22 protein-coding genes are annotated in these 23,977 nt (G+C 72.4%); 12 read left to right on the top strand and 10 right to left on the bottom strand.

What is annotated here, in order from left to right; genetic code table 11:
* The first annotated feature begins 231 nt into the window (after window positions 1–231).
* The 12 genes from NBX02_RS14165 to NBX02_RS23220 all read left to right on the top strand — a co-directional run bounded on the left by NBX02_RS14165 (window position 232) and on the right by NBX02_RS23220 (window position 11,450).
* Window positions 232–1,110: a LysR substrate-binding domain-containing protein gene (locus NBX02_RS14165; RefSeq protein WP_250285287.1), complete on the top strand. Its 879-nt coding sequence runs from the start codon at window positions 232–234 to the stop codon at window positions 1,108–1,110.
* 540 nt (window positions 1,111–1,650) lie between these two features.
* Window positions 1,651–2,643 (top strand): 2Fe-2S iron-sulfur cluster-binding protein, encoded by a 993-nt coding sequence (locus NBX02_RS14170; RefSeq protein ID WP_250285289.1) that lies wholly within the window; start codon window positions 1,651–1,653, stop codon window positions 2,641–2,643.
* Between the two features lie 607 nt (window positions 2,644–3,250).
* Window positions 3,251–4,492, top strand: coding sequence for an ABC transporter ATP-binding protein (locus tag NBX02_RS14175; protein WP_250285290.1), 1,242 nt, complete (start codon window positions 3,251–3,253; stop codon window positions 4,490–4,492).
* Between the two features lie 134 nt (window positions 4,493–4,626).
* Window positions 4,627–6,009 (top strand): ABC transporter substrate-binding protein, encoded by a 1,383-nt coding sequence (locus NBX02_RS14180; protein WP_250291696.1) that lies wholly within the window; start codon window positions 4,627–4,629, stop codon window positions 6,007–6,009.
* 4 nt (window positions 6,010–6,013) lie between these two features.
* Window positions 6,014–6,994 carry a metallophosphoesterase gene (locus NBX02_RS14185; RefSeq protein WP_250291697.1) on the top strand — a complete coding sequence of 327 codons (981 nt, stop codon included), beginning with the start codon at window positions 6,014–6,016 and terminating at the stop codon, window positions 6,992–6,994.
* Window positions 6,985–7,932 (top strand): carbohydrate ABC transporter permease, encoded by a 948-nt coding sequence (locus tag NBX02_RS14190; RefSeq protein ID WP_250285293.1) that lies wholly within the window; start codon window positions 6,985–6,987, stop codon window positions 7,930–7,932. The genes NBX02_RS14185 and NBX02_RS14190 overlap by 10 nt, the downstream gene beginning before the upstream one ends.
* Window positions 7,933–8,187: 255 nt before the next feature.
* Complete coding sequence (locus tag NBX02_RS14195; protein WP_250285294.1) at window positions 8,188–9,225, top strand: carbohydrate ABC transporter permease; 1,038 nt, start codon at window positions 8,188–8,190, stop codon at window positions 9,223–9,225.
* A gap of 202 nt (window positions 9,226–9,427) precedes the next feature.
* Complete coding sequence (locus NBX02_RS14200; protein ID WP_250285295.1) at window positions 9,428–9,589, top strand: hypothetical protein; 162 nt, start codon at window positions 9,428–9,430, stop codon at window positions 9,587–9,589.
* A 365-nt stretch (window positions 9,590–9,954) separates the two neighbouring features.
* Window positions 9,955–10,218: a hypothetical protein gene (locus tag NBX02_RS14205; protein WP_047222252.1), complete on the top strand. Its 264-nt coding sequence runs from the start codon at window positions 9,955–9,957 to the stop codon at window positions 10,216–10,218.
* Complete coding sequence (locus NBX02_RS14210) at window positions 10,215–10,631, top strand: PIN domain-containing protein (RefSeq protein ID WP_250285296.1); 417 nt, start codon at window positions 10,215–10,217, stop codon at window positions 10,629–10,631. The genes NBX02_RS14205 and NBX02_RS14210 overlap by 4 nt, the downstream gene beginning before the upstream one ends.
* A gap of 182 nt (window positions 10,632–10,813) precedes the next feature.
* The gene (locus NBX02_RS14215; RefSeq protein WP_250285304.1) at window positions 10,814–11,125 is read left to right on the top strand and encodes a nucleotidyltransferase family protein; all 312 of its coding nucleotides are present in this window, start codon (window positions 10,814–10,816) and stop codon (window positions 11,123–11,125) included.
* 208 nt (window positions 11,126–11,333) lie between these two features.
* Window positions 11,334–11,450: a HepT-like ribonuclease domain-containing protein gene (locus NBX02_RS23220; RefSeq protein WP_445548428.1), complete on the top strand. Its 117-nt coding sequence runs from the start codon at window positions 11,334–11,336 to the stop codon at window positions 11,448–11,450.
* A 12-nt stretch (window positions 11,451–11,462) separates the two neighbouring features.
* Here the strand turns inward: NBX02_RS23220 and NBX02_RS14225 are convergent, their stop codons facing one another.
* The 10 genes from NBX02_RS14225 to NBX02_RS14270 all read right to left on the bottom strand — a co-directional run bounded on the left by NBX02_RS14225 (window position 11,463) and on the right by NBX02_RS14270 (window position 23,937).
* A complete protein-coding gene (locus NBX02_RS14225; RefSeq protein WP_250285300.1) occupies window positions 11,463–12,650 on the bottom strand; it encodes a C45 family peptidase in 1,188 nt (395 codons plus the stop codon).
* 19 nt (window positions 12,651–12,669) lie between these two features.
* On the bottom strand, window positions 12,670–13,269 hold the full coding sequence (locus tag NBX02_RS14230; protein ID WP_445548430.1) for a GNAT family N-acetyltransferase: 600 nt from the start codon (window positions 13,267–13,269) through the stop codon (window positions 12,670–12,672).
* Between the two features lie 48 nt (window positions 13,270–13,317).
* Complete coding sequence (locus tag NBX02_RS14235; protein ID WP_250291700.1) at window positions 13,318–13,644, bottom strand: acyl carrier protein; 327 nt, start codon at window positions 13,642–13,644, stop codon at window positions 13,318–13,320.
* Complete coding sequence (locus NBX02_RS14240) at window positions 13,634–15,145, bottom strand: AMP-binding protein (protein ID WP_250285200.1); 1,512 nt, start codon at window positions 15,143–15,145, stop codon at window positions 13,634–13,636. The genes NBX02_RS14235 and NBX02_RS14240 overlap by 11 nt, the downstream gene beginning before the upstream one ends.
* Entirely contained in the window at window positions 15,142–17,208 is a 2,067-nt protein-coding gene (locus tag NBX02_RS14245) for a class I tRNA ligase family protein (RefSeq protein ID WP_250291702.1), read from the bottom strand. The genes NBX02_RS14240 and NBX02_RS14245 overlap by 4 nt, the downstream gene beginning before the upstream one ends.
* Window positions 17,205–18,308: an FAD-dependent oxidoreductase gene (locus NBX02_RS14250; RefSeq protein ID WP_250291703.1), complete on the bottom strand. Its 1,104-nt coding sequence runs from the start codon at window positions 18,306–18,308 to the stop codon at window positions 17,205–17,207. Before NBX02_RS14250 ends, NBX02_RS14245 begins: the two co-directional genes overlap by 4 nt.
* A 68-nt stretch (window positions 18,309–18,376) precedes the next feature.
* A complete protein-coding gene (locus NBX02_RS14255) occupies window positions 18,377–19,672 on the bottom strand; it encodes a SidA/IucD/PvdA family monooxygenase (protein WP_250285203.1) in 1,296 nt (431 codons plus the stop codon).
* A complete protein-coding gene (locus NBX02_RS14260; RefSeq protein WP_250291706.1) occupies window positions 19,669–20,880 on the bottom strand; it encodes an acyl-CoA dehydrogenase family protein in 1,212 nt (403 codons plus the stop codon). The genes NBX02_RS14255 and NBX02_RS14260 overlap by 4 nt, the downstream gene beginning before the upstream one ends.
* Before the next feature lie 25 nt (window positions 20,881–20,905).
* Window positions 20,906–23,260, bottom strand: coding sequence for an iron-containing redox enzyme family protein (locus NBX02_RS14265; protein WP_250291708.1), 2,355 nt, complete (start codon window positions 23,258–23,260; stop codon window positions 20,906–20,908).
* On the bottom strand, window positions 23,257–23,937 hold the full coding sequence (locus NBX02_RS14270; RefSeq protein ID WP_250285205.1) for an SGNH/GDSL hydrolase family protein: 681 nt from the start codon (window positions 23,935–23,937) through the stop codon (window positions 23,257–23,259). The genes NBX02_RS14265 and NBX02_RS14270 overlap by 4 nt, the downstream gene beginning before the upstream one ends.
* Between the last annotated feature and the right edge of the window lie 40 nt (window positions 23,938–23,977).

The following is a 23,977-nucleotide window of genomic DNA, read 5'->3' on the forward strand; positions in this document are numbered from 1 at the left end:
ATGCACATCACCGCGATATACATCGCCGTCATACGTACCGCCGCAATACACCCCGCCGTACACACGCGTATACACGCTGTTTGCACGGGTATCATGTGTGTGCCGCCGTCACGCTGGTGTCCGCTGGTGCCCGTGGCGACCGGCCCGACAGTTCTTCCGGACAACACTCACCCGTCACCGCCGGTTAGTCACCGCACGTAGGCTGTGCTGGGCTTACAGGAGGGAGGCGGGATGGAGTTCCGGCACCTGGTGTCTTTTCTGGCGATAGCGGACGAGCTGCACTTCGGACGGGCCGCGGGCAAGCTCCACCTGGCCCAGCCCTCGCTGAGCCAGCACCTGCAGCGCCTGGAGCGTGAGGTCGGCGTCAAGCTGGTCGCCCGCACCTCCCACGAGGTCCGGCTGACCCCGGCAGGCGTCGCGTTCCAGGCCGAGGCGAAGCGGATCCTCGACCAGGCGAGCCGGGCCGTGCAGGCGGCGCGGGACGCCGCGGCCGGCCGCGCCGGCGCGATCAACATCGGCTACAACTTCCCGGCCGGCCAGCGCATCCTGCAGCCGACCCTGTTACGGCTGAACAGCACTCACCCCGGGCTGACCGCCCACCTGTGGGAAAGACGCACCGGCCCCCAGCTCAAGGGCCTGCTCGGCGGCGAGCTCGACATCGGCTTCGTCTTCGGGCTGCCGCCCACCAGCGACCTGCACTCCCGGGAGGTGCTGCGGCTGCCGCTGGTCGCCGTGGTCGGGGAACAGCACGACTGGGCCTGCCGGGAGCAGGTGCCGTTCCGCGAGCTGCAGAACCAGGCCTGCATCCTGTTCAGCCGCACCCAGTCCCCGGCGATGTACGACACGATCGTCACCACGGCCGAACGGGTCCGGATCAGCCTGCGGGTCGCCGCCGAGGTCGACGACCCGGGCGCGACCGCCCTCGTGGTCACCACCCGCCCGCTGGTGGGGTTCGCCTCGGTCGAACGCGCCCGCCGGACGAGAGGGCCGGTCGCCATCCCCCTCGTCGACCCGATCCCGATGCTGTCCGTGCACGTGGTGTGGCGGCCGCAGCGAAGCAAGGTCGTCGACGCCCTGCTGGACGCCCTCGACGAGGCCGGGCCCTTCTGACCAGCCACCAGAATCAGCCTCCAGCCGAATGCCCGCGAACGGCCTCCGGCAGCGCTGAAAATCAGCGCGCTACCTTCGGCCGAATGCCCGCGAACGGCCTCCGGCAGCGCTGAAAATCATAGCACTGCCTTCAGAAAAATGACCATGGACGGTTGCCGGCAGCGCCGGAAAATCATGGCGCCGCCTTTGGCGAGGCCGCCGAAAAGGGCCTCCGTGGCATGCGGGAACCCGGGCCGGGGTTATTGGAAAATCCAATCGCCCAAGTGGATTTTCCTCCTGTCGGCGACTTCTCCGGCCAGTCGGGAAAACGCTTGCGAAGATGTGGCCGGGCCCTGCGTCACGGGCGGCCCTGCCGATAGAATTCAACGGTGGCCCGCCCGGCCGGCAGACCGGTCGCCGTCGCGGGCAGCTCACTGTTTCGACCGGCGTGCCGGCCAGCGGCCGGAACGCCGGATTCGCCGCCCAGAACGCGGATCCGACGGAACGCCGGGAACCCGTACGCCCATTCCGACACGCCCAGAACTCCGCCGGAGGTCGGTCATGTCCGCGCCAGCATCCTATGATCAGTCGACCGCGGTACCCGCACCGTCCGCCACCGCGTTCCTGACCGTCGTCAGCAGGACCGTCGAGGCGGACGACGTCGTTTCCCTGACCCTCGCCGATCCCGGCGGGCGGCCGCTCGCCCCGTGGGCTCCCGGCGCGCACGTCGACGTCGTCACCGGGCCCGGGCGCGTCCGGCAGTACTCGCTGTGCGGCGATCCGGCCGACCACGCGACCTGGCGTGTCGCGGTCCTGCGCGAGGCCGCCGGCCGGGGCGGCTCGGCGTACCTGCACGATGAGGCCCACGCCGGGTCGACGCTGGAGGTGGGGGCGCCGCGCAACAACTTCCCCCTGGTCGACGCCGGGCGTTACGTCCTGATCGCGGGTGGGATAGGGATCACCCCGCTCCTCCCGATGATCGCCGAGCTGACCGGGCGCGGCGCCGACTGGACGCTGCTCTACGGCGGCCGGCAACGCACGAGCATGGCGTTCCTCCCCACGCTGTCCGCCTATGGCGACCGGGTCGTCGTCCACCCCGAGCGGGAGCGCGGGCTGCTGCCGCTCGGCACCGTCCTCGCCCGGCCCGAGGAGGGCACGGCCGTCTACTGCTGCGGCCCGGAGGGCCTGCTCGGCGCGGTCGAGGCCGCCTGCGGCAGCTGGCCGCCCAGCGCCCTGCACGTCGAACGCTTCCGCCCCCGGGAACCGGCCGGCGACGCCGCCGCGGACACCGCCTTCGACGTCCTGATCGCCAGCACCGGGCAGCGGGTGCGGGTGGCCGCGGGCCGCAGCATCCTCGAGGCGCTCGAACGCACCGGCCTGGACATGCCCTCCTCGTGCCGCGAGGGGACCTGCGGCAACTGCGAGACCCGGTTCGTCGAGGGCGAGGTCGACCACCGCGACTCCGTGCTGAGCCCGCAGGAGCAGCGGGACGGGGACGCCATGATGATCTGTGTCTCCCGGGCCCGCGGCGACCAGCTTGTCCTCGACCTCTGACGGTCCCGGCCGCTGGCAGTGAGGATGTAGACGAGCCCCGCGCCGATCGGCGACCAGACCACCGACCGGCTTCGGGCCACCAGCCCGGCCTGTCGGCCGCGCTGGTGCGGGGCAGGCGTTCCGGGCCGGCCAGCCCGGCCCGCGACGGCGCCGAGCGGTGTGGCGACAGCCACGTGGCCGGACGCGGCCAGCCTGGACGCGGCCAGCCTGGCCGGGCCGGCCGGGCCGGCGTGGGACGGATTCCGCCGCCGGTACCGCCCGCGCGCCATGACAGTGGGCACCGGCAGCCATCAATGAATTCTATCGGGTAATCAGTGATTTCAATCAGTGCTGGCCACCGGGCGTGCGCGCGGCGTTTCACACCACTTGACGCACCGCAAATTTCCAGCATGTTTCCTTCCCGTACACGGACCCGGCGTTGAATTCAGCGGTCCACGGACGATAAGAAGCACTGGAAAAATTTCCGGACGGCCGCCGGCACCGGGCACGGGCCCGTACCGGGGGATCCGACTTCCGACTTCCGAACCCACCGGCCCACCCACGGCGAGCCGGGAATACCAGGCCGGTCCGGCACGCCGCCGGGCCGGTACGAAAGGAGAGCCAGGCTGTGAGCCGGATCCAGGTCGAAGGACTGACCAAGCGTTTCGGCGAGGTCGCCGCCATCGACCGGGTGAGCCTGGACATCAGCCACGGCGACTTCCTCGTCCTGCTCGGCCCGAGCGGATGCGGAAAATCGACGCTGCTCCGGATGATCGCCGGTCTGATCGAGCCGAGCGGCGGGCGGGTTCTGCTGGACGGCCGCGACGTCACGTTCGCCCCGCCCCGGGAACGCGACATGGCAATGGTATTCCAGAGCTACGCTCTTTACCCCCACCTGACCGTCGAACGCAACATCGGGTTCCCGCTGCGGTCCCGTCGCCGGCCACGGGCGGAGATACGCCAGAAGGTACGCGAGGTGGCCGAGCTGCTCGATCTCGCGGAGCTGCTCGGCCGCCGGCCGCGGGAGCTCTCCGGCGGGCAGCGGCAGCGGGTCGCCGTCGGGCGGGCACTCGTCCGTGACCCCGGCGCCTTCCTGATGGACGAGCCGCTGTCCAACCTCGACGCGAAGCTGCGCACGGCAACCCGCGGCCAGCTGCGGGCCCTGCACCGCACGCTCGGCTCGACCATCGTCTACGTCACCCACGACCAGGTCGAGGCCATGACCATGGCCACCAGGGTGGCCCTGCTCAACGCCGGCCGGCTGGAGCAGGTCGGCACCCCCACCGACGTCTACGACGAGCCGGCGTCGGTGTTCGTGGCGGGCTTCCTGGGCTCACCCGCGATGAACCTGATCCCCGCGCGGATCGAGAGCCGGGCCGGACGCGTCCAGGTGCTCGCCCCCGGCGTCGAGCTGCCGCTGTGGGCGGCGGGCGACCAGCCCGCCCGCGAGGTGACCCTCGGCGTCCGACCGGAGCACCTGGTCCTGCTCCCGCCGGCGTCCAGCTCCCCCGCTTCGCAGCCCGCATCGCAGCCCGCATCGCAGCCCGTGCCCGTGCCCGCGTCCCCCGTGTTCCGGGGGGTGGTGGAGACGGTGGAGAACCTCGGCGGTGAGGAGGTCGCCCAGTGCGCGGTGGGCGGCGCCCGGCTGCTGGCCCGGGGGCCGCGGCCGCTCGGCCTGCGTCCCGGCGAACCGGTGGCCTTCGACGTCCCCGCGGACCGGGTGCACCTGTTCGACCGGGCCAGCGGCCGCCGGCTGGTCTGGCAGCCGGCCAGCGGCGGCCTCCCCCGCGAGCGCGATCACGACCATGACTCCGCCGCAGCCGCCGTCGCCGGCGCCCCCGGGCAGGTTCTGGACGCGTCCACCGTCTGATCACCAGCCTTCGGCGTCCCCGCCCTTTCCGAACCGTCCCGCCGTCGAGTCTTTCGAGCCTGTCGAAACGTCCGACGTCTTTCCCGGCCCCGGTCCTCGCCGGTGCCGTGTTCCTCTCGCTCAAGGAGCATCCCGTGAAAAAACTGCGCCAGCTCGGGGGGCTGGCGGCCGCGCTCACCCTGGCACTGACCGCCGCCGCCTGCGGAGACAGTGGCTCGAGCACGCCCGCCCAGCCGAGCACCGTGGTTCCCGAACTCCGGCCGGACCAGCAGGTCTCGATCACCTTTGAGAGCTACAACCTGTCCCAGGCAGGGGCCTGGACGGACACCTTCACCGATCTGATCAACAGGTTCCAGGCCGCCCACCCCAACATCAAGGTGACGGCCCAGAAGCCCGCGACCGCGACCGCGAGCGGCTACGGGTCGGCCTCGGCCGCCAGCATCCAGCGCCAGATCGCGGCGGGCAACCCGCCCGACGTCGGCCAGCTGGTCTTCGGCGACATCCGGTACGCCGTCAAGGGCCTGGGCGCCACCCCGCTCGACGACGTCGTCGGCCGCGACGCCGTGCAGGCGAACTTCGGCGGCGCCCACCCGTTCGCGCCGACCGCGCGCACCCTCGGTGACGTCGAGGGCAAGACCTTCGCCGTGCCGTTCGTGTTCTCCACGCCGATCCTGTACTACAACGCGAGCCTGTTCACCCAGGCCGGTCTCGACCCGAACAAGCCGCCGGCCACCTGGGCGGAGGTGAAGACGGCCGCACTGGCCATCAAGAGCAGGACCGGCAAGGACGGCGCCTACATCGACTGCCTGACCAAGAAGAGCAGTGACTGGTGCTATCAGTCCCTGGTCGCCTCCAACGGCGGAACCGTGATCTCCGACGACCAGACCCGGCTCACCTTCGCCGACGCCCCCGCGGTCGAGGCCGTCCGGGTGGCCCAGGACCTGGTCAGCTCCGGCGCCAGCCCCAAGCTCTCCCAGGAGCAGGCCTACCCCGCGTTCGCCCGCGGTGAGGTAGGCATGATCCTGGAGAGCAGCGCCGCCGAGGCGGTCTTCCGCAAGGGCGCCACCACCGCGAACCCGCCGTGGGAGCTGCGGGCCGGCTACGAGCCGAGCTTCGACGGCAAGAAGGTGCAGCCGACCAACTCCGGGGCGGCCCTGCTGATGTTCGCCAAGGACCCGGCCCGGCAGCGGGCGGCCTGGGAGCTCATCAAGTTCCTGACCAGCGACGAGGCGTACACGCAGATCACCAGCAGGATCGGCTACCTGCCGCTGCGCACGGGCCTGCTCGACGACCCGGGCGCGCTGAAGGACTGGGCGGCCAAGAACCCGCTGATCAAGCCGAACATCGACCAGCTCGCCCGGCTGTACCCGACGGCGTCGTTCCCCGGTGACAACTACGTCCAGATCAGGGACGGCATGCTCGCGGCCGTCGAGAAGGTGGTCTACAGCGGTGCCGACCCGCTCTCGACGCTGACCGCGGCGCAGGAGCAGGCGACCAAGCTCCTCCCGAAGGGCTGACACCGTGCCGTCGGTGCCGACCGTGCCATCGGTGACATCGGTGACGTCCGCGCTGCCGGTGCCACCGGTGCCGGCGGCACCGCCGGCCCGGGTGCCGCGGTACACCCTGATCCAGCTCAGCGACGTCCACCTCGTCGACGACGGGGAGCTGCCGCACGGCGGGGTGGACACACACGCGAACCTGGAGTCCGCGGCCCGCGCGGTCGCGGGCTCCGGGACCGCGGTGGCGGGCCTGGTACTGACCGGAGATCTCGCCGACAGCGGCTCCCCCGCCGCCTACCGGCGGCTGCGGGCGGTGGTCGAACCGCTCGCGCGCCACCTGGGCGCCCCGGTCATCTACGCGATGGGCAACCACGACGAGCGGACGGCGTTCCGCCGCGAGCTGCTGGGCGCCGCGCCGGCGACCGACAGCCTCTCGACGATCCCGTGCGACAGCGTCCACTGGATCGCGGGCCTGCGGATCGTGGTGCTCGACAGCACCACGCCGGGCTACGACAGCGGCCACCTCACCGACGCCCAGCTCGCCTGGCTGCGCGACGAGCTCGCCCGCCCGGCCCCCGACGGGACGGTGCTCGTCCTGCACCACCCACCGGTGCCGTCGCCGATGCTCGTCGTCGAACTGATGACGCTGCGTGAGACCGACCGGCTCGCGCGGGCCGTGGCGGGCAGCGACGTGCGGATCATTCTGTGCGGCCACGCCCATCACGCCAGCTGCGGCCTGCTCGCCGGCATCCCGGTCTGGGTGTCGCCGGCCACCGCGTTCGGCGCGGACCTGCTCTCGCCCGCGGGCCGGGCCCGCGCGCTGCGCACGGCGGCCTGCAGCCGCATCGACATCTACCCCCACACCGTGGTGGCCAGCGTCGTGACGCTCGCCCCCGCGGACATCCTCTTCGACAACGACGAGAGCGACATGGCACGACACATCGACCAGGCCGCCACCGACGACGGGCGGCTGACAGAGCAGGGGCGGGCAGCGTGTTCGTAGAGCTCGCGCCCCTCGTGGCCCCCGCCGAGCACGTGGCGGTCGAGGCGGCCCGGCCACCGCTGGCGCGCCGGGCGCTGCGGGCGCTGCCGCCCTTCCTCTACCTCGCCCCGGGGCTGGCCTGCCTGCTCGTGTGGACCTACCGCCCCCTGGTCGAGGCCGTCCAGCTCTCCTTCTACCGGTGGAACCTGCTGCCGAGCAGGCCGAAGATCCCGGTCGGGCTGGACAACTACCAGCAGGTCGTCCAGCTCCCCGAGCTCAGGCACTCGCTCTGGCTGACGGTGGCGACGATCCTGTGCCTGCTGCCCTTCTCGGTCCTGCTGCCCACGATCATCTCCCTGCTCACCCGCCGGATCCGCGGCCGGGCCGGCGTCGCCTACCGCGCGCTGGTGTTCGCGCCGGTGCTGGTCCCGCCGGTGGCCAGCGCGGCGATGTGGATGTGGCTGCTGGACCCGCGGCACGGGCTGGTGGACCGCATGATCGGCCATCCGGTCAACTGGCTGCACGAACGCGGCCCGGCCCAGCTCGCCATCATCGGCATCACCGGCTGGCACCTGCTCGGGTTCGCCGTCCTCGTCGTCACCGCCGGCCTGGCCAACATCAACGACGAGTACTCGGCGGCGGCCCAGCTCGACGGCGCGACCCGGCGGCAGATCACCCGCTGGATCATCCTGCCGCTGCTGTCACCGACCCTGGTCCTGCTGACCCTCATGACCGTGCTGCTCTCCGGCCAGCTGACCTTCCCGCTGATCGACGCGCTCACCCAGGGCGGCCCCGACGACGCGACGACCAACGCCTACTACCTGCTCTGGGAGTACTGCTTCAAGAGCTTCAACGCGGGCCTGGCCTCCGCCGCCGGCCTGGCCTTCTTCCTGACCTTCGGCCTGGTCGCCCTCCTCCTGGTCTGGCTCTTCGAAAAACTCAGCTTCCACGACAACTGACCACCCGGCGGCCGTCCCCCGGCGGCCGTCCCCCCGGCGGCCCACCGCCCAGCACCCCACCGCAGAACAACCCGGCAACCGCCCCCCGAACCGCGGAACAACGTCCCGGGAAATGAGTACGAAAGTGGCTGCCCCAGCGACCACTTGTTCCCTCATGTGTATGAGCAACGATATTCGGCCGCGGGGCGGGAGCGAGGCTGTGGGGCGGGGAAGCGATATCGCGGGAACCACCGCGAGGACTACGAGGAGTGATTCATGGCCGTCTCCACGCCGGACGCACCGGCGGCAGGCGACGCTGGCGCGCCGCCGCCCGGGCAGTACAGCGGCGGGCAGCATGACGGCAGGAACCGTGACGACGGCGGAAACCGCGGCGGTGGCCGGCACGGCGGCGGGGATCATGGTGACGGGGACCACGGCGGCGGACGCCGCTGGCGCCGGCACGGCCACCGCGGCCACGGCGGGACCGGCGGGCCGGTCGGCGGCCGGTCACCGCTGAGCTCGTTCGCCGGCCATGCCGTCCTGGCCGTTCTCAGCGTCGCCTGCGTCTTCCCGATCTGCTGGATGTACGCGACGTCGCTGCGCCGCCCCGGCGACATCTACGACACGTCGCTGCTGCCCTGGCCGCTGTCGATCGGCAGCTACCGGCACGCCGCGGACGTGATCCCCATCGGCCAGATGCTGGTCAACACGTTCGTCGTGGCGTCGCTGACCGCCCTCGGGCAGCTGCTGACCGGCCTGCTCGCCGCGTACGCGTTCACCGCCTGGCGCTTCCGCGGGCAGCGGCTGCTCTACCTGCTGTTCGTGGGGACGTGGCTGGTGCCGTTCCAGGTGACGATGGTGTCCAACTACACGCTGCTGTTCCGGCTCGGCCTGCTGAACACGCTCGCCGGGGTGGTCATCCCGACGCTGTGCACGGCGCTCGGCGTCCTGCTGCTGCGCCAGCACATGGAGAGCTTCCCCAAGGAGGTGCTGGAGGCGGCCCGTATCGACGGCCGGTCGTCCTGGTCGACGCTGTGGACCGTCGTCGTGCCCAACCTGCGGCCGGCGCTGGCGGCGCTGGGCATCGTGCTGTTCATCAACGCCTGGAACGAGTACTTCTGGCCGTCGATGGTGCTCCAGCAGGCGAACTCCATGATCCAGCTCGGGCTGCGCGGCTTCCTCGGCGGGACCGAGGGCAACGACTGGGGCGGGATCATGGCCGCCTCCGGGCTCGCCTGCCTACCGATCTTCGGCCTCTACCTGGTACTCCAGCGGCACATCGTCAACGCCTTCGTCCACTCCGGCCTGAAATAGGACGATCCTGAAACCGAGTACCAGAACTCAGGGAGTACGTCTGTAGGAAACGCTTAATTTTTTCGTACCCATAAGGGGTGTTTCTCACAGATCGTACAGTGGTACTCGACGCCATCCCGCTCCCACCATTGCCAGATAGGTGCTCCGGGCCGGGCCGGCTTCCCGGCCCGGAGCACCGTCCACGCCGATGGATGGAGAGACGATGGACGGAGAGACGGTCGATCACCTGCCCCTGCGGCCGGCGGCCTCCGGCACTTCCACACCGATCGAGATCTTCTACGACCTGGCCGTGCTCCGACGGGTCGCCGACAGCCTCCGCGCCCTCGACTGGGACCTGCCCCCGGACGACGAGGCCCAGCCGTAGCCCGCTCGCCGGCAGGCCGGTGGTCCCGGCCGGTGAGCGCCGCCCAGAACTGGCACATCCCGAGCTGGCACGTCCAGAACCGACGACAGCCGCGAGTGCCCATCGACCCTGCCGACCATCCGTTCTGCCTGACCACCGCGGCTGCGCCCGAGGCTCGGTAGCGCCCCGACGTCATGCCGAAGCGCCGGAACACGTTCGGCCGCCGACATCCCCTCCCAGGCAGTCCCGCAGATCGGCTCCACGGGTCTTCCACGCGGTGATCCCAGCCTTGTCCACCGAATCGGCAACCACTGTGAGCACAAAACCGACGCCCGGAGAGTAACCGACGGGTCAGATCGAGGGGCATCCACGGTAGGATAAGGGGTATGAGTGAGCCTACTCAGAAGTACTCGATCACAATGCCTCGGGACATCGCCGAGGCCGCCCGTGCCCGCAGCGGCCCCTCGGGCCTGTCCGCCTACGTCGCCGCGGCCGTCGCCCGCCAGATCGAACGCGACAACCTCAACGAGCTCATCGCGGTCGCCGAGGCCGAGCACGGGCCGATCGGCGACGAGGAGATCCGATCCCGGCGGGATGCCCTGCTACAGGCCCGCGAGCAGCAGCGCTCTTCGGACCCACACGCGGCATGACCCGCCCGGTCGCCGTGCCGGGGGGCACACTGGTCCTCGACAGTGAAGGACTCGCCAGGGCCGTCCAGCGGGACCGCGACGTCACCGGCTGGCTCGCGCTGGCCCGCGCCGACGACATGCGTGTGATCACCAGCGCGGTGACCCTGGTCGAAGTGATCCATCCGCGGATCAGGCGTTCCGCCTTCGCGTGGGCCGTGTCCCGGATCGTCGTGGAGCCCGTCACGGAGCCTGTCGCCCGGCACGCGGCCGAACTGCTGGGGGAGGCGGGGCTGCACGGCCACAGATATGCGATCGATGCGGTGCTCTGCGCGACCGCGCTCGCCGCCCCTGGCCCGGTTACCGTGCTCACCTCGGATCCCGAAGATCTCAGGATGCTGTGCAGTACGGGAGAAGTCACCATCATCAAGATCTGAGGCCGAGGTCCACGGCGCCGACCACAGCCTACCTGGTGGATGTTGGTCGATATCCAATCGCATCCTGACGGATACTCCCAGTACTCGCAGATCCGTTGACCACGGCCGCCGATTCCAGCGGTGGCCGTTGTGCCATCCTGATATCAGGCAGGCCTTCCGACGGGAGGGAAGTCGCTGTGACTATGGATGCATTTCGTCGTCGTCGTGTTACTTTGAGCGAACTACGCGAGCACCGTGCGGACGTCTACGCGGTCGCGCAGCGCTACGGCGTCGGCAACATCCGCGTGTTCGGCTCGGTCGCGCGCGCGGAGGCGGACGAGGCCAGCGACGTCGACCTCCTTGTTGACCTTTCTCCAGGTCGAGGACTTTTTGATCTTGGTGGTTTCATCAGCGGAGCCGAGGCGGTCCTGGATGTCCGCGTCGACGCGACGACTGTGGCCGGCCTACGGCCCCGGCTGCGCGAGCAGGTGCTCGCCGAAGCCGTTGCGCTGTGAGATCTGATCAGGAGCGGCTGCGTGACATCGTCGAGCACGCCAACCTGATCAGTACGCATCTGCCCGCGTCGCGGGACGAACTGGACGCCGACGTCGTCCTCACCGCAGCTCTCGTCCGGTGGGTGGGGATCATCGGAGAAGCCACCGCCCGGCTGTCCGGTGCCTTCCGGAAAAGCCATCCAGATATTCCCTGGCAGCGATCACCGGCATGCGCAACCACCTCGTACACGGATACTTCGCGGTTGACGCCGATCTGCTCTGGATCGCGGTAACCGTCGAGATCCCCGGCCTCGCCCGGACGGTACGCGCATGGCTGAATGACTGACCGTTACCGCTGCTACGTCAGGCGGAAGGTTTCGGTGGTGGACAGGGCGGGGTCGCCGGGGCGGAGGTGTAGTTCTCCGCGGGCTGGGAGGAGGACGGTCGCGGCGACCGTGCGTTCCCGGCGGATGTCGCCGTTGTCGGCGACCCGGATGGGTGGGGTGGACAGCAGCGCGAAGTGCTCCTCGGGGTGCGGGCCGAGGGTGGTGAGCGCCGCCGTGGCCGCCTGGAGGCGGCGGACGGAGGAGTTGCGGGCGAAGACGTTGATCTCGTCGTGGGGGGCGAGGTCGGGGTGGAGGAAGTGGTTGGTGTGGACGGTCCGTGGCGCCCGCGTGGTCCGCAGCTCGTCGCCGACGATCTCTAACCAGGCGGCCTGGGTGGCGTCACGGAGAGTCAGCGAGCGGGAGCTGGCCAGCCGCAGGCCGCGCAGGACGTCGAGCGCTTCCTCAACGCTCGCCGCCGTGTCGAGCAGGTGCCGGACGGCCAGGTACGGGGGCAGGCCCGCCCGCCAGTCGCCGCCCAGGACGAGGTTGATCCCGATCGCGAGGCCGCGGCTGTTCAGGCCGAGGTAGCCGAGCAGGCCGCCGAAGCTCAGCACGAGTGAGCGGCCGATCGGCGAGGCGACGTCGAGGACGGCGATCTGGTCGTCGAGGTCGCCGCTCAGGTCGACCGTCTGGGCGAGCAACGGGCCGGTGGGTGGCGGGTAGCTGGTCGCATAGGTGGTGCAGTCACCCGCGGTAATCGTCTCGCCGGCCCGGCTGTGGGGGTCGCGGGGGATCCCGGCGGAGATCCCGCCCGGGGCGGGGGGCACGGTGGGAATCCGGGTCGGGACCGCGCTGGAGGCGGCCCCGGAAACCACGTCGGGGGCTGCGCTGGGAACCACGCCGAAGGTGGCGGTGGGGATTCGGGTGTAGCCGAGGATTTCGCGGCGCAGCTGGAGCAGCCAGGCCTCGTCCTCGGTCAGGCCGGCGCCGGACGCGAGCCCGGCGACCTCGGCCGCGAGCCGCGGGGCGGCCCGCTCGATCTCCGCGCGGTGGCGGGCGATCGTCGGGCGCAGGCCGTCCAGCGTCACCGGGGCGGGCAGCAGCCGGCCGAGCCGGCAGACGTGGTCGTCCACGAACGACCGCAGCCGCCCCGCCAGCGCCGCCCCGTGGGCCCGGCCCAGCTCCGCCGGTGGCCCGTCCGCCCTGATCAGGACGGTCACTCGGCCTCCCCCGACACGCTCACGGGCGGACTTTCGGGTGTTCGGTGAGGGTTTTCTTCACGAGCGGCCATTCGTCGGCCAGGACGCTGTAGTAGACGGCGTCGCGGCGGCGGCCGTCCGGCATGGGGTTGTAGCTGCGCAGCACGCCCTCCTCGATCGCGCCGATGTTGCGCAGGCCGCGGCGGGCCCGGGTGTTGCGCACGTCGGTCTTGAACTCCACCCGCAGCGCGCCCAGGCGTTCGAAGGCGTGCTCCAGCAGCAGCAGCTTGGCCCACCGGTTGGTCCCGGTGCCGCGGAAGTCGCGGCCGAGCCACGACCAGCCGATCTCCAGCCGGGCGTCCGGCGCGGAGAGGTTGCCGTAGCTCATGCTGCCCGCGGTCCGGCCGGTGCGCCGGTCGGTGATGACGAAGACGTGCCGCCGGCCGGCGAGGTGGTCGGCGAGGGTGGCGTCGAAGAACGCCTCGAAGTCGGCGTCGGACTCCACCCGGGAGACGAAGTAACGCCAGATGTCCGGGTCGAGGGCGATAGCCCGCAGCGGCTCCCGATCACCCTCGGTGATCGGTGCGAGGCGGACGTGGTCGTTGCCCAGGACGGCCGGGCCGGCCGTGCGCCAGTCCACCCGGTGCTGGGCCACCGGCCGCTGGGCCGCCAGGTCCCCGGCCACCGGTCAGGCCCCCGCCGGGACGTGCCTGGACAGGATGTCCACGCAGTCGCGCAGGGTGTGCATCCTGGCCAGGTCGTCCTCGGTGAGGCAGGCGGTGTCGACGCCGGTGTCCCGGCACAGCGAGGTCAGGAACAGGACCTTGTTCAGCGAGGTCAGCCCGTAGGTGCCGGTGAGGCCGACGTCGGGCTGGATCTCCCCGGGGGCGATGTCGACGGCCAGTACCGCGGCCAGGTTCTCCCGGGCGGCGGTCTCGATGCCGGGCCGCCTGGATTCGTCAGGCCGCGTGCTGTCAGGCCGCGTGCTGTCAGGCCGCGTGCTGTCAGGCCGCATGGATTCCCTTTCTCGGGTCGCCGAGCTGGCGCTGGTACACCGCCCGGATCTGCTTGCGCCTGGGCTTGTACTGGGACGTCAGCAGGCCGTTGCCGATGCTGAACGGCTCGTCGGCCACCACCACCCGGTGGATGTACTGGTCGCCGCCGAGCGCCCGGTTGGTGGCGGTGAGCTGCGCGGCGATGGCGCCGGTGTCCACCGGCACCGACGCCGGTGAGACGACCGCCACCAGCTCGGTCTGGGCCGGGCAGTAGAGCACGCACTCGGCGATCGCCGGGCTGGACTTCAGATGCTCCTCGATCCGCCTGACGACGATCTTCCTGCCGTTGTCCAGCACGATCGTGTCGTCGGCGCGGCCGAGGACGAACAGGAAGCCGTCGGCGTCGAGGTGCCCGAGGTCGCCGGTGCGCACGACGCCGTCCGGGCCGAAGACCCGTTCGCTGTCGCCGGGCTCGCAGTAGGCGTACCGCCGGTTCACCGGGTGCTCGGCGCGGACGCTGATCACCCCGCCGTCGCCGATGATCACCTGTTTGCCCGGCAGCACCTGGCCCACGCTGCCCGCCCGGTGCGCGCCCGGGTGGTTCTTGGCCACGATGCACGTCTCGTTGAGGCCGTAGCCCTCGTAGATCGGCAGGTCGAGCCGGTTGAGGAACGCGAGGGTGGCGGGGTCGGCGGGCGCCGAGCCCGTCCACAGGTAGCGGATGCGGCCGCCGAAGATGTCGCGGGCGGCGTCGGCGAGGTCCCGGCCGGTGCGCCGGGCGTGGCGTTCGATCTGGCCGCGGGCGCTTTCGAAGAAGCCGGGCACGCCCATGACGACGGTCGGCCGCACCTGGGTGAGCGCGACGAACGCCGACTCGTAGGTGCAGACCGTGACGTCGTGGCCGTACCGCAGCGCCGAGTACACCCAGTAACGCTGCTGGAGCAGCGACAGCGGCAGGAACACCAGCAGGTTGTCGCCGGGGCCGTGGCCGAACATGTCCTGGACGGCGTCCAGCGAGCTGTCGATGCTGCCGGCGGTGGCGCCGAGGCCCTTGGGCGTGCCGGTGCTCCCCGAGGTGAACTTGATCGTGGTGATCTCGTCGGGGGCGTACCTGACCGGTGGCGGCGGGGCCGCGCCAGCCGTGCCGGGCAGGCCGGGCAGGTCGTCGAGCAGGGTCGTGAGCTGTTCGACGCCGGGGATGCCGCACGGACGGTCGGTGAACAGCAGGGAGAGGCTGTAGCGCTCCATCAGCTCGCCGGTGGGGGTGAACTTGCCCGGTTCCAGGCCGGCGGTGACGACCTTCAGGCGCAGGGCCGCCAGGTCGAGCACCACCCACTCGAGGCTGTTGGCGGCAAGGATGCCGATCCGGTCGCCCGCGCCGAGGCCGCGGGCGCGCAGCCCGGCCGCGACCAGGCCGGACAGCCGCCAGACCTCGGCGAGCGGGATCTCGCGGGTGCCGGCCAGCCTGGTGACGTGCAGCGTCCCACGGTTCGGCGTGGACGCCAGAAGTTCGTTGATCATGCAGGTCTCCCGCTGGGCTGGGTCCGCGAGGCGTCCGACGGGTGTCCGGCCGCGTGGGCCGCACCGAGCGGGCCGAGCGGGCCGAGCGGCCGGGGCGGGTGGAAGAAGGTGACCCGAGCAAGTGTGATCTTGCTACCCGGCGGGACCAGCTCGACCGTGGCGGGCCACTGCCGCGGCGCCGGCTGGCCGAGGGCTTCGGCCAGCCGGGCGGCGAAACGCGGCATCACTGGCGTGGCCGCGTGCGCGAGCAGCCAGGCGGCGGCCAGCTCCAGCGCCGTGGCCGTGCGCACCTCGTCCGGCATGCCGCCGGCCTGTGCCAGCGCGCGTTCCCGACGGCTGAACCGGACCGTGTCGGTGACCAGGGCGTCCAGCTCGGCGGTGGCCTGGTTGAGCGAGAACCCGCCGGGGCGCAGGCTGGCGGCCAGCGCGCCGAGCCGGGCGGCGAGCTGGCCGAGGAACCCGGCGTGCTCGGGCGTCCAGTTACCGGCGTCGGGGGCCACCCCGCCGTGGTGGTCGGCCACGCGCTCGCCGAGGTCGTGCAGCCAGGCCTGCCAGGTGCCGATCAGGGTGGCGGTGAGCGTGTGCTCGTAGGCGTCGAGCGTGAAGTTCGTCCGCTCCACCTCGGGACGGTTGCGGGCGAGGAAGTAGCGCACGGCGTCCACACTGTCGGCGTCGAGGATCTGCTTGCCCCAGACGGCGTGCCGGCGGCTGGTGGAGAACTTCCGGCCGTCGTAGAGGAGGAACTCGTTGACGTGGTAGTCGATGTCCGGTGTCCAGCCGGGCAGGGCGAGCCGGTAGAGCGCCGGGTAGAGGATCGCGTGGTAGAAGCTGTTGTCGTAGCCGAAGAAGTGGACGATCTTCCAGTCGTCGGCCGGCCTGGCGGCCGTCCAGTCGCGGCCGAGGCGCTCGCCGAGCCGCTGGATGCCGTGCAGGAAGCCGAAGGCCATCTCCGGCCAGGCCCAGATCACCTGGCCGGCGCCGTCCGTCTCACGTGGGGTGATACCCCAGTCACTGGGATGGCTGACCGGGAGGTCGATCCGCTCCCGGCGGAACAGCCGGGCGGCGAGCTCCCGCAGCCGGGCCGGGACGCGGCCGCGGCGCTGGTGGTCGAGCACCGCGTCGGCGTGCTCGTGCAACGGCAGCACGTAGCGGCGGGCCGTACCGGCGACGGGCGCCCCGCCGGAGGGCCCGGCGACGGGGCCGGCCAGGTCGACCACGGTGTTCGGCTCGCCGCACAGCTCGCAGATGTTGCCGGCGGTGGCCTCGCCGCACCCCGGGCAGCCGCCGTGGACGTCGGCCTCGTAGAGGTACTGGCCGGTCTCCGGGTCGAACAGCGCGGGCCCGTCGGTCGAGGTGACCGCCTCGGCGCCGACCAGCCTGGTGAAGAAGTCCGTCAGCGCGGGGACGTAGCCGGGGTCGGCGTTCGTGACGGTGTACTGGTCGAGCGGGATGTCCATCAGCCGCAGGGTTTCCGCGATCTCGGCGCTGTAGTGCGCGGCCACCTCGGCGCTCGACCGGCCCTCCCGGCGGGCGCGGTCGGCCACGTAGGACTGGAAGTCGTCGCTGCCGGTCAGGTGCCAGGCACTGGCACCGTTCATCCGCTGGAACCGGACGTAGGCGTCGGCGCCCAGGTACGGGCCGGCGAGGTGGCCGAGGTGCAGGTCGCCGTTGGGGGTGGGCGGTGTGGAGAAGACGAACACCGGACGGTCGCCGTGCTCGCTGGCCACCGGGGCCGCCGAGGAGACCGCGCGGGCGCCGTCGCGCCAGTACTGGGTGAGGAAGACCAGGTCCTGCTCCCCGGTGTTCGCCACCACGTGGTCCTCGAACGGCTCGAGCAGGGCGACGGTGCCCGCGGCGACCGGGTGGTGCGCGGCTCCCACGACGAGCTCGCCGCGGCCGGCGACGATGACCAGCAGCTCGGTCTCGTCGTGCCGCTGGTGCGCCGCGGCGCCGCCCGGCGCGATGCGGCCCCAGGCCGCGCCGGTGCCCAGCCCGTCGACCGCGCTCATGTCGATCCCGAACGCCGCGGAGAACACGGCGTCGGCAGAACGGTCGATGATCATATGGTGTCCTTCCCGTCGAGCCCGTCGAGCAGGTCGGCGGCCGCGGCGGCGATCGCGGGGGCCAGCCGGTAGCCGGAGCCGCCCGCCGCGCCGGCGAACAGCACCCGGCCGTCGGCGGTGACCGGGCGCACGATCGGCGCGCGGTCGGGGCTGTAGGCGTCGCAGAACACACGGCCGGAGACGCAGTACGGGGCGAACCCCGGGGCGTGGCGCGCCAGGACCGCCCGGCCGCGGTCGAGGTCGTCGGCGGACAGCCCGCCGGTCAGCGCGTCCGGGGTGACGTCCCAGTCGGGCGAGGTGTAGCTGAACAGCCAGTGGCCGCGGTGCGCCAGCGGCAGCAGGAAGGCATCCTCGTCGTGGAAGACGGTCACGCGGTCACGCGGGGTGACGGGGCGTTCGACGTGCAGGGCGACGACCTTCTTGATCCGGACGCCGAGCGGGGCGAGCAGCTCCGGCCAGGGCAGCCAGGGGCCCGGCGCCAGCACGACACGGCCGGCGGTGAGCCGGGCGCCGGTGCCCAGCGTGAGGACGACGCCGGCCGGGGCGGACCGCACGGCGGTGACCGCGCTGCCCTCCCGGAACGCCGCGCGGCCGCGCAGCCGGGCGGCCAGCAGTTCGGTGAGCGCCGCGACGTCGGCGTGGTGGGCGCCGTCGCCGTCCCAGCCCCGCTCGGCCGGGCGCGGCCGAACCTCGGGAAGCGCCTCGGGAAGCGGCCCGGGAAGCGGGCGCAGCCGCGCCTCGGGAAGGTAGTGCTCCCGGACGGCGGCATCGTCCGCGCTGATCACGGTCATGCCCACCGGGTGGATCGGCACCCGAGGGTCGCGTTGGCGCAGGCCGGCGTACCAGCGCTGGCTGTAGGCGGCCATCGCCCGCACCCGCGGGGTGGCCCCGCGCGGGAAGTGCAGCCCGGCGGAGAACCGGGACGCTCCCCCGCCGGCCAGCCCCCTGTCGACCACCACAACCCGCCGCCGCGGCGCGCGGGCCAGCACCTCGGTGGCCACCAGGCAGCCGACCACGCCGGCCCCGACCACGACAACGTCGGCGTCAGCGTCCCCAGCCTCAGCCCCGGCCCCGGCCCCGGCCCCGGCCCCGGCGTCCATGGTCAGCATCTCTGGAAGAGCAGCCTCCGGGCGCGCGGCTTCGCCATGATCGCACGCCCTTCGGCCCATCAGGGGGCTCCTGTCTTGGGCGACCATTCGATGAACGCCGGGTGCTGCTCCCTGCCGCGGACGCCGCGGATCCGGTCGGCGATGCGCTGGCTGCGCCAGGCGTTGAGGCTGAGGTTGGGGTCGGCCAGACCGCGCTGCCCGCGGGCGGCGTTCTGCAGGAACAGGTTCCGGTCGGGTGGGCCGTCCCAGCGGGCGGCGAAGTCGGCGTCCACCCGGTACTCGTCGTCCTCCCGCTCCAGGCGCGGCTGAAGAGGTGCCAGGAAGTCCATCCGGGCCGGCCGGAAGCCGGTCGCCCAGATGATCATGTCCGCTTCGAAGATCTCCAGGCAGCTGGCCGGGTCGTTGTGCCGGACGGAGATGCTCCAGCCCTCCGGCGAGCACGGCTCGACGCTGACCACCTCACGGTTGGGGTAGAGCCCGGTCAGCTGCGGGGCGCCGGTGATGAACCGGTGGACGTAGATCCGCTGGTAGATCTCCCGGGCGGTGGCCTCGGAGATGCCGTCGCTGGTCAGCACCTGCTGGCTGTTGACCTCGGCCCGCACGCTCGGGCCAAGCTCGGCGAAGTAGTCGGAGTGGCAGGGCATGTAGAACTCGTTGGTGAACGGCGAGTCGTCGAGCGGGAAGTAGTTGCGCCGGCGGGACAGCCACGACACCCGGTGCGGCAGCTCGCCGTCCGGCCGGGAGATCAGGTCGAGGAACGCCTCGGCGCCGGACTGGCCGCCGCCGATCACCGCCACCCGCCGGTCGCGCAGGCCGACGGCCCTCGACCGGAACTCGCTGACATGGAACTGGGTGCCGCCCAGGTGCGGACGGGCGAACGCCGGCACCCACGGGGCGGTGCCGACGCCGACCACCACGTTGTCGGCGAGCAGGGTGCGCCGGTCGGTCCGCACGGCGAACGTGTCGCCGGCGAAGTCGACGGACCGCGCCTCCTCGCCGAACACGACGTTCTCGTTGCGGCTGCTGGCCCAGCCCAGGTAGTTGCGGAACTCCTCGCGGGGGACGCTGTCGAACTGCGCGTTGAGGTAGTGGTAGATCCGCCCGCGGTCGTGCAGATACGCCATGAACGAGAACGGACTGGTCGGGTCGGACAGGCTGACCAGGTCCTTGAACAGCGACACCTGCAGGGCCGCCCCGGGGATGAGCTGGTCGTCGTGCCAGCTGAACGCGGCCTTCCTGTCGATGACCAGGTTCGGTGTCTCCGGGTCGCCGTGCAGCAGGGCCGCCAGGCTCAGGTTGGCCGGTCCGGCCCCGATCCCGACACAGCGGTACCGCGCCGCGGACTCACTCCTCATGAGCAGAACTCGCTTTCAGCGTCTTCGGCGTCTTCGGCGGACGGGCCCGCGTCCGCCCGGGGAACATGCGACGGGGCCGGCGGCAGGGCGTCGGCGATGGCGAGCCGCTGCACCTCGGAGGCGCCCTCGTAGATCCGCAGCGACCGGATCTGCCGGTACAGCCGCTCCGGCAGGCTGTCGCGCACCAGCCCGGCGGCGCCGAACACCTGCACGGCCGCGTCCACGACCTGCTGGGCGGCCTCGGTGGCGTACAGCTTCGCGATGCTGGCGTGCCGGGCCGGCGGGGTGCCGCGGTCGGCCTCCCAGGCGGCCCTGGCCACCAGCAGCGCGGCGGCGTTCAGCCGCACCTCGACGTCGGCGAGGCCGGCCTTCACCGTCGGCAGGTCGAACAGCCGCCCGCCGTACGCGGCCCGCCCCCGGGCCCTGGCCAGGGCGGCGTCGGCGGCCCGGCGGGCGAAGCCGAGCGCCGCCGCGCCGACGGTGAGGCGGAAGCGTTCGAGCAGCTCCATGGCCACGACGAACCCGCCGCCGCGGCCGCCCAGGACGGCGTCGGCCGCGACCCGGCAGCCGTCGAACTCCAGCCGGGCGATATCGCGTTCGGCCAGCATGTCGATCGGTTCGATCCGCAGGCCCGGTGTGCCGGTCGGGACGAGCAGCGCGGTCAGGCCCAGCGCGGCCGGGCCGTCGCCGGTGCGGGCCACCACGCAGAAGACGTCGGCGCCCGCGGCGCCGGCGATCCACGTCTTGTGCCCGTCCAGGACGTACCCCGCGCCGTCCCCGTCCGGGACGGCGCGCAGGGCGAGCGCGGCGACGTCCGAGCCGGCCTGCTCCTCCGAGAGCGCGAACGCGCCGGCCAGCTCGCCGCGGGCCATGCCGGGCAGCCAGCGCCGCTTCTGCTCGTCGGTGCCGTGGCGCCGGATCGGCCAGGCGGCCAGCTCCTGGATCGAGAACGCGAAGTCGAGCAGGTCCTCGGTGTAGGCCAGGGCCTCCCTGGTCAGGCACAGGGCGCGCAGGTCGACGGGTGTCAGCAGGCCCGCGTCCCCCAGCGCGCGCAGCACGCGGGCGGCGTACTTCTCCGGCGCGCCGGTGCGGGCCGCCGCCGCCAGCCCGGCGTGGGTGTCGCAGAACCGGCCGAGCGCCTCGGCCAGCTCGCGGTGCGGCCGCTCGTAGAACGGCAGTGCCAGCAGCCGCGGGTCCAGGGTGCTCACCGGCGCGCCATCCTCGTGTCGGAGCTCATGCGGCGGCCCGCCGCGCCAGCAGGCGTCTGGCCAGGTGCGGCTCGACGAAGAACGCGAACGAGGCGTAGCCGCGCCACACCCGGCGCCAGGCCCGTTCGACGGCGGCCGGGCCGCCGGTGCGTCCGACGTGGTCGAGGTAGGCGACGATCAGGTCGGTCGCCTGGCGGGTGTGGCCGGCCGAGATGTTGTCGATGGACAGGTGCACGTCCTCGTAGGCGGTGTCGAAGCCGTGACGGCGCATCTTCTGCGTCTCGTGCAGCCGCAGCTCGCCGAGGCCGAACATCTCGACACCCAGGTGGTAGCCGAGGATCTCCTCGTAGCGGGAGTCCGGGAGCAGCGCCAGGCCGAGCTGGTAGGTCGCGTACGGGTAGGTCGGGCCGGGCAGCTCGGTCTGGGTGCGGAACTCCTCCGAGCGCAGGTGCGGCAGGTGGATGCCCATGCTGGCCAGGGCCTGGTTGATCAGCGTGAGGTGGTTGCGGGCGACGTCGCCGCGGCCCATCTCGTCGGCGTAGAGGGCGAACAGCGGCCCATCGCTGGGGCGGTGGAAGCGGCCGGTGTTGCCGACCCGGTGCGTGCAGGCTCCGTCGACGAGGTTGCCCAGCGCGAACCGCTTCTGGCCGTTGATCACCTCTGCCCGGGGCGGGATGTCGACCAGCGGCCGGTAGGGTCCGACGAGCTTCGTCCAGTAGATGCTCTCCACCCGCTCCCGCAGCGCGGCGGGGCTGTAGTCGAACCAGGTGGCGTCGGTGTGGCGGCCGGCGGCTCCCAGCTCGAACATCCCCTCGGCCTGGGCGAGCACCTGCTCGACGCGGGTGTGGGCGGCGGCCAGCACGCCAGGGAACCGCTCGACGTTGACCAGCCGGTACAGGAACTGGCGTTCGTCGAGCGCCGGAGGCACGGCGACGACGATGTCGCCGGGATCGGCGGACGCGAGCGCGCGCTGCCAGGCGGCGGCGTCATCGTCGCCGGCGGTGCAGGCGGCCAGGTCGGCGCCGGGCGGCTCACCCGCGGCGACGGCGGCCGCCCACCGCTCGAGCGTGCGCGCCTCGGCGGCGTCGAAGATCCCGAACATTGGCCCGCCGAACCTGATCGCCCTGGTCAGGGGGCAGCTGCCGGTCGGCAGTGGCCTGAGGTAGCTGGAGGATCGGAGCTGGCGGACGAACACGGCGGCGTCGAACGCCGGGCCGGCGAGCAGGCCGTCCAGGGGGACGCCGGAGATCCGCACCCGGTGGTGCTGGCGGCCGGCGTACGGCGCGTGCCTGGCGACGATCAGTGCCACCTCGGCGTCCGGCGACAGGCTCTGGTGCCAGCGTGCGAGCTCGTCGAGCATCGCCACATGCGCGCTCTCCAGCCGCACGACGAGCCGGACCGCCGCAAGCAGCCGCGCCCGGTCGGCCGGCCCGGTGGGTGAGAACGCGGTGAGCGCCAGGTACTCCGCCAGCAGCGGCACCGGGTCGTACCCGCGGCCGTCCGCACCGTCCGCACCGTCCGCACCGTCCGGGCCGGGTGAGCCGGACGGGCCGGGTGGCCCGGCGAGTCCGGCCGGCCCAGCGAGTCCGGCCGGGCCGGACGGCCCGAGCAGCGCGGCGTCGGTGCCCAGCGCCCGGAAGGCGCAGTGCGCGCCGACCACCTCGGGCAGGAAACTGGCCGGCAGCCGGGACAGCGCCAGATAGAAGACGGCCGTCATCACGGTGAGCGGCCGGGCCTGTGCCGCGGTCAGGAAGTCGGTGGCCAGCGGGTCGGGGAGCTCCACGCCGTGCTCCGCCAGCAGCTGGCGGCGCCGGGCGGCCAGGGTGCGCTCGGCCACGCCGTCCCCGAGCAGCTCCAGCCGCTCGGCGCCCAGCCGGTTGACGATCACGGCGGGCTGGGTAGCCGGCTGCGACACGGTGTCGAGCCAGCAGCCCTCGATCAGCGCGAGCGGGGCACGCTGCCGCAGCACGGTGGCCACGGTCCCGGCCGGGCCGGCGCGCAGCCGCGCGGCGGTCCGCACGATCGCGGCCCGGGCATCGGCCAGCTCGGCGAACAGCAGCTCCTCGTCCAGTGGCCCGTCCGCCCACCCGTCCGGACGCCTGGCCGCCGCGCGCTCGTCCGGCTGCCCGGCCCGGCTCCTGTCCGGCTGGCTGTCCGGGCGTCCGGCCGGATCCGCGCCCTCGTCCGGGCCGGTGCCGTCCGGCAGGAAGGCTGCGAGCACCCGGCGGGCGGCTACCAGCGTCGCCTCGGACTCCTGCTCGACCAGCAGCCGGCGGTACAGCGCGGCCGGCGGCCCGGCCACCGCCGCGGCCGCCTCGGCGAACGCGGCCGGGCCGCACTCGAACGGGCCCCGCGGCAGCGACGTCGTCAGGTCCGTCATGCGGCTTCGCTCCTCGCGGCCAGGTGGGCGGCGAGCGCGCGCGTCTTCTCGGCGGCCTCGAACGCCTGGCCGCGGCAGTTGAGGTGCAGCCCGTCGCCGCAGTAGATGCCGGGGTCGGCGCGGAGCGGATGGTCGGTGAGCGAGACGAAGATCGCGCCGTGTTCCTGGGCGACCTCCCGCGTGATCCGGGCGACGATCCTGGTCGCCCTGCTGATCATCATCGCCTGTTTCGCGGGGACGATGCCCGCCTGGCCGATGTCGAGCATCCCGACGGTGAGGACGTCGGCGCCGGTCGCCCGGACCCTGGAGACGATCTCGGTCAGCTCGGCGCGCACGGTGGCCGGGTCGAACCCCGGCCTGATGAAGTCGTTGCCGCCGCCGGAGAGGAACAGCAGGTCGGGCCGGAAGTCCAGGGCCGGCCGCAGCTGCGTCCGGCGGATCTCGGTGAGCGTCAGATCGCGCCTGGCCAGCCGGATCTCGTCGAGGTCGGGGTGGACGCGGCGCAGCACGGCGCTGATCCGGTCCACCCAGGACAGGTCCTGGTAACCGGGAACGGCCTCGCGGATGCCGGCCGAGATGCTGTCGCCAAGCACCGCGATCCGCCGCCACGGCGTGCCCGCCAACAGCCGCGCGCCGGCTTCGGTGGACAGGACGTACGGGTCGGTGGCCTCCGTCATTTCGCCCGGTTCACCTGTTCTGGCCAATGCGCCTGTTTCG

This window comes from Protofrankia sp. CiP1_Cm_nod1 (assembly GCF_920888515.1).
Lineage (GTDB): Bacteria > Actinomycetota > Actinomycetes > Frankiales > Frankiaceae > Protofrankia.

Excerpts from the sequence above, each read along its gene's own strand:
- NBX02_RS14265 (WP_250291708.1), bottom strand. The coding sequence starts at position 23,260 with ATGACGGACCTGACGACGTCGCTGCCGCGGGGCCCGTTCGAGTGCGGC.
- NBX02_RS14215 (WP_250285304.1), top strand. The coding sequence starts at position 10,814 with ATGGATGCATTTCGTCGTCGTCGTGTTACTTTGAGCGAACTACGCGAG.
- NBX02_RS14255 (WP_250285203.1), bottom strand. The coding sequence starts at position 19,672 with ATGAGGAGTGAGTCCGCGGCGCGGTACCGCTGTGTCGGGATCGGGGCC.
- NBX02_RS14200 (WP_250285295.1), top strand. The coding sequence starts at position 9,428 with ATGGACGGAGAGACGGTCGATCACCTGCCCCTGCGGCCGGCGGCCTCC.
- NBX02_RS14205 (WP_047222252.1), top strand. The coding sequence starts at position 9,955 with ATGAGTGAGCCTACTCAGAAGTACTCGATCACAATGCCTCGGGACATC.
- NBX02_RS14245 (WP_250291702.1), bottom strand. The coding sequence starts at position 17,208 with ATGATCATCGACCGTTCTGCCGACGCCGTGTTCTCCGCGGCGTTCGGG.
- NBX02_RS14170 (WP_250285289.1), top strand. The coding sequence starts at position 1,651 with ATGTCCGCGCCAGCATCCTATGATCAGTCGACCGCGGTACCCGCACCG.
- NBX02_RS14240 (WP_250285200.1), bottom strand. The coding sequence starts at position 15,145 with ATGATCAACGAACTTCTGGCGTCCACGCCGAACCGTGGGACGCTGCAC.
- NBX02_RS14270 (WP_250285205.1), bottom strand. The coding sequence starts at position 23,937 with ATGACGGAGGCCACCGACCCGTACGTCCTGTCCACCGAAGCCGGCGCG.
- NBX02_RS14195 (WP_250285294.1), top strand. The coding sequence starts at position 8,188 with ATGGCCGTCTCCACGCCGGACGCACCGGCGGCAGGCGACGCTGGCGCG.
- NBX02_RS14250 (WP_250291703.1), bottom strand. The coding sequence starts at position 18,308 with ATGGACGCCGGGGCCGGGGCCGGGGCCGGGGCCGGGGCTGAGGCTGGG.
- NBX02_RS14165 (WP_250285287.1), top strand. The coding sequence starts at position 232 with ATGGAGTTCCGGCACCTGGTGTCTTTTCTGGCGATAGCGGACGAGCTG.
- NBX02_RS23220 (WP_445548428.1), top strand. The coding sequence starts at position 11,334 with ATGCGCAACCACCTCGTACACGGATACTTCGCGGTTGACGCCGATCTG.
- NBX02_RS14210 (WP_250285296.1), top strand. The coding sequence starts at position 10,215 with ATGACCCGCCCGGTCGCCGTGCCGGGGGGCACACTGGTCCTCGACAGT.
- NBX02_RS14235 (WP_250291700.1), bottom strand. The coding sequence starts at position 13,644 with ATGCGGCCTGACAGCACGCGGCCTGACAGCACGCGGCCTGACAGCACG.